Genomic DNA, 7635 nt, shown 5'->3' with positions numbered 1-7635 from the left:
TTTGTCCTCGACACGAGCTACAGCCTGCCGGCGCAAGCCAAAGCACAGGCTGAAGCGTTCGTCCGCAGGGCCATCCAGAAGTTGCGCCTCCAGGACCGGGCGTGGGTCATCGAGGCCGGCGAGCGCCCTCGCCTGGCCGCGGCCTACGCAGGGCCCCACCTTGACCCCGATGGGCCGCCGCCCTCACCGACCGGTGATGCGGGCGAAACGACGGACCTGGAGTCGGCGCTCCGAGCAGCTGGAAGCCTGCTGGCCGCCGAAGGGTCCGGCGGCGCCGGGACCCGGGGGCGCATCGTGCTCATCAGCGACGGCCGGGAGACGGCCGGCAGCGTGCTGGAGGCCGCACGGCGCTCCCCGGGGCGGGCTGCAGGCGCCGCTGCCGGTGAGGGGCCGGCACTTCCGCCCGTGCACGTGGTGCCGGTTCTGGCCCTGTCACGGCCCGAAGCTGCCGTTTCTGCGCTGGCGGCTCCCCTCTCTTTGGCGCAGGGCAAAAGCCTCCGGCTCACGTCGCGGCTGTACTCCTCCGAAGCCCAGCCGGCGCAGCTTCGCCTGGAGCGCAACGGCAGCCCCATCTGGGAGGGGCGAGTGGAACTGCCCGCCGGGTGGTCGAGCGTGGCGTTCGAAGACCGGCCCGACGGCGGGGCGCCGGCCGCCGTTTATGCGCTGAAGTTGCGGGCCGAAGCCGACACCCACCTCCAGAACAACCATGCCGAGGCCGCGGTGAGGGTGCGGGCGAAGGACCGCGTGCTGTACGTGAGCGATAGCGCCTCGAACGCCGGAAGCCGGTGGCTTGCCCTTTCGGCGGGCATCGATGTCGAGCCCGTCCCGCCGGACCGCCTGCCGGCCTCCCGTGCGGAGCTGGCGGGGTTCTCCGCCGTCGTGCTGGACAACGTGGCGGCCACCCGGCTCACGCGCCCTCAGATGGAGGCCGTGGCGGCCTTCGTGCGCGACCTGGGCGGGGGGCTCGTGGTGCTCGGCGGGCCGCAGGCGTTCGGCCCCGGGGGGTATCGTTCGACGCCGCTGGAGGAGGTGCTGCCGCTCTGGGCGGACGTGCCGGCCAGGCTCCTGGTTCCCCAGGTGGCGCTGGTGCTGGTGATCGACAAGTCGGGGAGCATGGGCGAACAGGACGCCGCGGGGACCAAGCTCGACGCAGCCCGCCGGGCCGCCGCGGCGACCCTGGAACTGCTCAGCCCTTCCGACCTCGTCGGCGTGATCGCCTTCGACAGCCAACCTCACTGGGTGCAGCCCCTGGAGGCAGCCTCGGACCCGGTGGGCGTCATGCGGCGCCTGGGACGGCTTGCGGCCGACGGGGGGACCGAGCTCGGCCCCGCCCTGCGCGAGGCGTTGGACAGCCTGCGTGGAGCTCGCGCCATGGTTCGCCACGCCATCGTGCTGTCCGACGGCAAGTCCACCGCTGCCGACTTCGAGGCCGTGACCACCCGGGCGGCCGCGGAGGGCATCACGGTCAGCGCCGTCGCCATCGGCCAGGACGCCGACGTGGCGCTTTTGTCCGACATCGCGAGGTGGGGAAAGGGGCGCTTCTACTTCACCCGGGACATGCGGCGCCTTCCGCAGATCTTCGCGTCCGAAACCATCACCATCACCCGCTCGGCGCTGGTCACGTCGCCTGTCGACGTGGTCGCCACGGGCCAGGCCCCGTCAGGCGAGGGGCCGCTGCCACCGGGGAGCAGGAGGTGGCCCAGGCTCTCCGGGTACGTGGCCACCACTCCAAAACCGGGAGCCTCCGTTTACCTGGCCGCTCCAGACGGCGACCCCATCCTGGCCTCCTGGAGGACGGGGCTGGGGCGCGTGGCCGCGTTCACCTCGAGCCTGACCGGCGCGTGGGGGCAGGCGTGGCAGGACCAGGGCCTTGCCGGCCCGATGCTGGCCCGCATGGTGCAGTGGGTGATGCCGCCCGGCCCGCCGGCGTCATCGAACCTTGTGGCCGAACTCGAAGGCGACCGGGCGACGCTGGTCGCCGAAGTGCTCGACGCAGGCGGCCGACCCGTTAACTTCCTGGAAGGAACCGCCGTCATCAGCGGGCCGTCAGGCAGGTCTTGGGAGGTCGCGATGGCCCAGGAGGGCCCAGGCCGCTACACCGCCAGGTTTGACGCCGCCCAGCCGGGCGAGTACGTGGCCACCGCCAGGCTGGGCAGCGTGCGACTGCAGGCGGTGGTCGTCCGGTCCTACGCCGCCGAGTTCGAGCCGGACCCGCCGTCTCCGGCGCTACTTGCTGCCGTGGCGCGGGCGACCGGCGGGCGGGTGCTCGGCTACATCACCGCAGAAAAGACGGACGGCGCCCCGGCACCTCTTTCGCCCGGCCTGGCCGCGGCAGCCGACAGGCTCACCTCGCTTCCCGCCGCGGCGCCCGGGGGCTGGGAGTCCCGGCCGGCCTGGCCGTTGCTGGTGCTGGCGGGGCTGGCCCTTCTCCTTGGCGACGTGGCCGTCCGGCAGGTCCACGAGTCCCCGGCGGCGCTCGCCGCCGAAGCGCGGGCGGCCCTGGGCACGTTCGCCCGGGGCCTCAAGCAGCGCCTGCAGCACCTGGGACGGCCGGGTCCCGGCGAGGTGGCGCGGGCAAGGCGCGAGGCCCGCCGGCGGCACGAGCCCTCCGGAACCGGCCCCGCCGACGCAGGCGTCGACCCGGCTCGAGCCGCGCGCCTCTACCTTGCCCGGTTGCGAAGGGAGCGACGGCGCTAAGCGCCTTCCCCGAAGAAGCGGCGGATCTCCTCCTCCGCCGTCTCCGGGCTATCCGAAGCGTGCACCATGTTGTAGGGAAGCTCCAGGCCGAAATCGCCCCGGATGCTCCCCGGGCTTGCCTTGACAGGGTCGGTGGCGCCGACCAGGTTGCGGACGTGCGCGATGGCCGAGGGCCCCTCCACGAGGGCGAAGACGACGGGGCCGGCCGTGATGGCGTCCAGCAGCCCCTCGAAGAACGGCTTGTCCGAGTGATGGATGTAGTGCTGGCGGGCCAGGCCCCGGTCGATCCGCCCGTCCCGGATGCGCGTGATGCGAAGCCCCTTGCGCTCGAACCGGGAGAGCACCTCGCCGATCAGTCCGGCCTTCACCGCTTCAGGCTTGATGATCACCAGCGTCCGCTCCCACGCCACGAACGACCACCTGCACCTTTCCGGCCACCGCTACGACAAGTTGGTGACGAATCCCTCTTCGTCGATGTCGATCCGGAGCGCCGCGGGCTCCTTGGGAAGCCCGGGCATGGTCATGATGTCACCCGCCATGACCACGACGAACCCCGCCCCCAGCGACGGCCGCACCTCTCTCACCTGCAGCCGCCAGCCCGAAGGGGCCCCCAGTTTGGAGGGGTCGTCGGTGATGGAGAACTGGGTCTTGGCCACACAGACCGGCAGCTCCCCGTATCCGCGCTCGGTAAGGTCGTCCAGCGCCGAACGCGCCGCCGGGGTGAAGTCCACCCCTTCCGCGCCGTAGATCTCGGTGGCCAGCCGTTCGATCTTGTCAACGAGCCCTTCCTGCCAGCGATAGATCGGCCGAAAGCCGGGCCGGCCCTTCTCCATCGCCGAGAACACCGCCTCCGCCAGGCTCAGCCCGCCCTCGCCGCCTTTCGCCACCACGTCGGTCTCCGCGGCCGGCACGCCGAGGTCCTGACAATGCTCGATGACCGCCCGGACCTCCCGCGGGTCGTCGGAGGCGAACCGGTTCAGCGATACCACCAGCGGTAGCCCGTACTTCTTCAGGTTGGCGATGTGGCGGTCGAGGTTGGAGAAGCCCTTCCGCAGCGCCTCCATGTCGAACTCGTGCAGCCGGGACCGGGCCGCCCCGCCGTGGTGGTGCAAAGCCCGGACCGACGCCACCAGTACCACCACGTCCGGTACGAGCCCTGTCTGGGGCACCACGATGTCAAAGAACTTCTCGGCGCCGAGATCAGCGGCGAACCCGCCCTCGGTGACGACGTAGTCGGCCAGTCCCAAAGCGGTGCGGGTGGCCAGGATCGAGTTGTTACCGTGGGCGATGTTGGCGAAAGGCCCTCCGTGGATGAACGCCGGCTGCCCCTCGAGGGTCTGCACCAGATTGGGCTTGACCGCGTCCTTGAGCAGCACCGCCATGGCGCCCACCACGCCGATCTGGCGCGCGGCGATCCACTCCCGCTTCCTGCCCGCCCCGGGGCGCCCTTCTGCCACGAGCATGCGCCCGAGGCGGTCCTTCAGGTCGCCGATGTCGCGGCTGAGGCACAGCACCGCCATGACCTCGGACGCCGCCGTGATGTCGAACCCGGTCTCCCGCATCACCCCGTCGGCCGGCGCGCCCAGGCCCACGATGATGCGGCGGAGCTGGCGCTCGTTCATGTCCATGACCCGCCGCCAGAAGACGCGCTTGGGGTCGATACCCAGCTCGTTGCCCTGGTGGATGTGGTTGTCCACGGCGGCAGCCAGCAGGTTGTGGGCGCTCCCCACGGCGTGGATGTCGCCGGTGAAGTGCAAATTGATGTCCACCATGGGAGCGACCTGGCTCAAGCCCCCGCCGGTGGCCCCTCCCTTCACGCCGAACACGGGGCCCAGGGACGGCTCGCGCAGGCACACCGCCGCCTTCTTTCCCATCCGCCCCAGCGCCTGGGTCAGCCCGATGGCCACCGTCGTCTTTCCCTCGCCCGCAGGGGTGGCCGTAATGGCGGTCGTGTAGATGAGGCGGCCCCGCCGGCGCTCGCTCGCCCGCCGGATGGCCGGCAGAGAGACTTTGGCCATGTAACGCCCGTATGGCTCGATCTCGTCGCCCGACAGTCCCAATGACTCCGCGATCTCCCAGATTGGCCGCAGCTTCGCTCGCTGGTTGATTTCGGCGTCGCGTTCCATGTCCGTCGCGCGGCAAAAGCCCACCGCCGGCCGGCGGCGGGAGGCTTGACGCCGCACCCCTCCCTCTTTGCGGAACTTTGCCCCCGATCAGGGTGCCGCACCCCGGAGGCTTTCTAGGCCCCAATCGGGCGAACCTGCCGGGCTGGACCGGGAGGACGGCTCAGTGCAGTGCGACGGTACAAACGGGGGTTAACTGCTTGGCCGCGCCGCTGCCCCGGCCGCCTGCCCCACCCCCCGCGGGGCGGCCATCCACGCGACCCAGATGCTGACCTCGTATAGCACGATGAGGGGCACGGCCAGGAGAAGCTGCGAGAAGACGTCGGGCCCTGGCGTCAGGGCGGCGGCCAGTGCCGCGATCCCCACGATGGCGAAACCCCGCCGCTGCGACAGGAGGCGGTGGTTGATGATGCCCACCCGAGCCAGGAAGAAGACCAGGAGCGGCAGCTGGAAGACCAGGCCGAACGGGACCACCACGGTCAACACGAAGTTGACGTAGCTGTTCACCGAGATCATGGGGTCGAGCCTGTCCTGCGCAAAGCCGAGGAGAAAACGCAGCGCTGCCGGCACCACCCAGGCGTAGGCGAAATAGGCTCCCACGGCAAACAGGCCCAGCGAGACCGGGATGAACAGGAACGTGACGAGCCTCCTGGTCCAGCGCCGGCCTCTCGTGACCACCGCCCAGACCCCCAGCATGAGCAGAGGAATGGCCAGCGCGGCTCCCAGCGCCAGCGCCACCTTGACCCGCACCAGGAACCCCTCGGCCGGCGCCAGCATGACAAGCTCCGAAACGCTTGGCTGCCGCCGCCTCATGTCCTCCAGCACGAGCGGCGCGAGCGAATACGCGCCGAACGAGCCGGCAGTGAAGACCAAGAGCGCCGTCCACAGGTAGCGCCGGAACCCCTCAAGCCTCCGGACGAGTTCGGACCGCTCGAGGTACCGGCCGATTTGTTCCCACGGCGTCTGCTCCTGCTGGCGGTCCTGGTCCATCGTTCACCTCGCGTCGCTCACGGCGCCTGCCGGGCGGGCGGCACGCCGTACCCGGGCGCCCCAAGCCGCCGCCACCACCGAGACTTCATAGAGAACGACCAACGGCCCTGCCATGAGGAGCTGGGAGATCACGTCAGGCGGGGTGAGAACCGCCGCCACGATGAACGCAAGCAGGATAGCCCACCGGCGCAGGCGTGAAAGGCGCGCGGGCTCGACGATCCCAAGGCGCCCGGCTCCATAGGCCGCCGCCGGCATCTCGAAGACGAGCCCAAACGGCAAAACCAGACCGGTGAAAAAGGAGACGAACCGGCTCACGGAAAGGGCCGGCGTGACCCCCTGCCCCGCCTGGCCGATGAGAAAGCGCATGGCCACGGGGTAGATGATGGCGCCGCCGAAGACCAAGCCCAGGGCGAACAGGACGCCCGCTACGGGTGCAATCCTGGCCGCCAGCGAGACCTCGTGCGGGTACAGGGCCGGTGCCACGAACAGCCACACCTGGGCGACGATGACCGGCGACGCCATCGCCAGCCCGATTACGAAGGCGATCTTGAGGTACGTGAAGAACCCCTCGGCGGGCGTCACCACGACGAGGCGCCCCGCGCTGCGCTCGAGCAGGTCGATGACGTGCGGCGTGAGCCGCCACCCGCCGGTCAAGCCTGCCGCCAGGGCGGCGATGGATATGAGCAACCGGTAGCGCAGTTCCTCCAGGTGCTCGGTAAGGGTCATCTCGGCGCCCGGCTGCTGCCGCCGCGCCCGCCACCCGCTCAGGCGTTCGGCAGGCGTGCGTGCGTCAGGCCGCGTGCCCACCGGATTCCCCTGGGGAACCATCCTTCGCCCGCTCGCCCCCATCCGGGGATCCGCCCGCCGGCGGCGTCGGGACCTGCGCCACGTCCTGGCCTGGCGACGTCTGGCCCGACTCTCCCTGATTTGCCGGGGGCTCCGGCGCTGCGGGCTGAGAGGCTTTCGCAGGCGGCGACGGGCGGCTGGCCGTCTCAATCTCCTGGGATGCCCGCCTGAACTCGTTGATGGTGCGCCCGAGCGCCCTGCCCACCTCCGGAAGCTTGCCGGGCCCGAAGATGATCAGCGCCAGAAGCAGGATGACCAGAAGCTCCGCAGGACCGATGTTGAACATCCGAGAAGCACTTCCCATCTCTCATGCCCGGCCGCGCTGGGGCCGGGCCCGCTTCGCTCTGTTCTATCCGGCGTGGAGCCCGATCTCCCCGCGCAGCAACCCCACCGCATGGGGGATCTGGTCCCACACCGCATCCAGCCCCTCCGAGGCCCCTCGGGGGCTACCCGGCAGGTTGATGATCAGCGTTCGACCCCGGATCCCGGCCACCGCCCGGGACAGCATCGACGCCCGCGTCTTCTGGAGCCCTGCCCACCGGATCGCCTCGGCGATGCCGGGCGCCTCCTTCTCCAGCACCGAGCGGGTTGCCTCCGGCGTCACGTCCCGGGGCGCCACGCCTGTCCCGCCCGTCGTCAGCACCAGGTCGAGCCGCAGTTGGTCACACGCCCTGCGGATGGCCCCCGCGATGGCCTCCCGGTCGTCGGGAACCACCGCCGCCCACTCAATGGCCGCTCCGAGCTTCTCCCGCAGCATCGACTGCAGTACCGGGCCGCTCCTGTCCTGCCGCTGCCCCGCCGCCACGGTGTCGCTCACCGTTATGACCGCCGCCCGGATCGGGGCAGCAGCCTTCTCCACTTGCGGCCTGCCCACGCGCGCCCACCCTAACTCCTGCGGCTTTCGAGGGCCGATACCATCTGCCGCAGCAGCTCGGCCGCCTCACCCTGGGGAACCTCGTCGAGGAACTCCATGGCCTTC

Annotated in this window: 7 protein-coding genes; 1 reads left to right on the top strand and 6 read right to left on the bottom strand. The window is 70.8% G+C overall.

From position 1 onward, the window contains the following. A partial coding sequence (locus AB1609_11855) for a VWA domain-containing protein (GenBank protein ID MEW6047160.1) occupies positions 1-2697 on the top strand: 2697 nt, incomplete at its 5' end. Here AB1609_11855 and ndk read toward each other — a convergent pair. The 6 genes from ndk to AB1609_11825 all read right to left on the bottom strand — a co-directional run bounded on the left by ndk (position 2694) and on the right by AB1609_11825 (position 7530). Next, on the bottom strand, positions 2694-3107 hold the full coding sequence (gene ndk / locus AB1609_11850) for a nucleoside-diphosphate kinase (GenBank protein MEW6047159.1): 414 nt from the start codon (positions 3105-3107) through the stop codon (positions 2694-2696). The two genes, AB1609_11855 and ndk, sit on opposite strands and share 4 nt — an antisense overlap. Before the next feature lie 30 nt (positions 3108-3137). Further along, positions 3138-4823, bottom strand: coding sequence for a formate--tetrahydrofolate ligase (locus AB1609_11845; GenBank protein MEW6047158.1), 1686 nt, complete (start codon positions 4821-4823; stop codon positions 3138-3140). A gap of 189 nt (positions 4824-5012) precedes the next feature. Beyond that, positions 5013-5810: a twin-arginine translocase subunit TatC gene (gene tatC, locus AB1609_11840; GenBank protein ID MEW6047157.1), complete on the bottom strand. Its 798-nt coding sequence runs from the start codon at positions 5808-5810 to the stop codon at positions 5013-5015. Between the two features lie 3 nt (positions 5811-5813). Beyond that, complete coding sequence (gene tatC, locus AB1609_11835; protein ID MEW6047156.1) at positions 5814-6617, bottom strand: twin-arginine translocase subunit TatC; 804 nt, start codon at positions 6615-6617, stop codon at positions 5814-5816. Further along, the gene (gene tatA / locus AB1609_11830) at positions 6601-6942 is read right to left on the bottom strand and encodes a twin-arginine translocase TatA/TatE family subunit (GenBank protein MEW6047155.1); all 342 of its coding nucleotides are present in this window, start codon (positions 6940-6942) and stop codon (positions 6601-6603) included. Before tatA ends, tatC (AB1609_11835) begins: the two co-directional genes overlap by 17 nt. A gap of 63 nt (positions 6943-7005) precedes the next feature. Further along, positions 7006-7530, bottom strand: a complete 525-nt coding sequence (locus tag AB1609_11825) for a MogA/MoaB family molybdenum cofactor biosynthesis protein (GenBank protein MEW6047154.1) — start codon at positions 7528-7530, stop codon at positions 7006-7008. Between the last annotated feature and the right edge of the window lie 105 nt (positions 7531-7635).

Source organism: Bacillota bacterium (assembly GCA_040754675.1).
In the GTDB taxonomy this organism is placed as follows: Bacteria; Bacillota; Limnochordia; order Limnochordales; family Geochordaceae; genus Geochorda.
The sequence above is the reverse complement of the archived record's forward strand: the minus strand, read 5'-3'. Positions and strand labels throughout refer to the sequence as shown.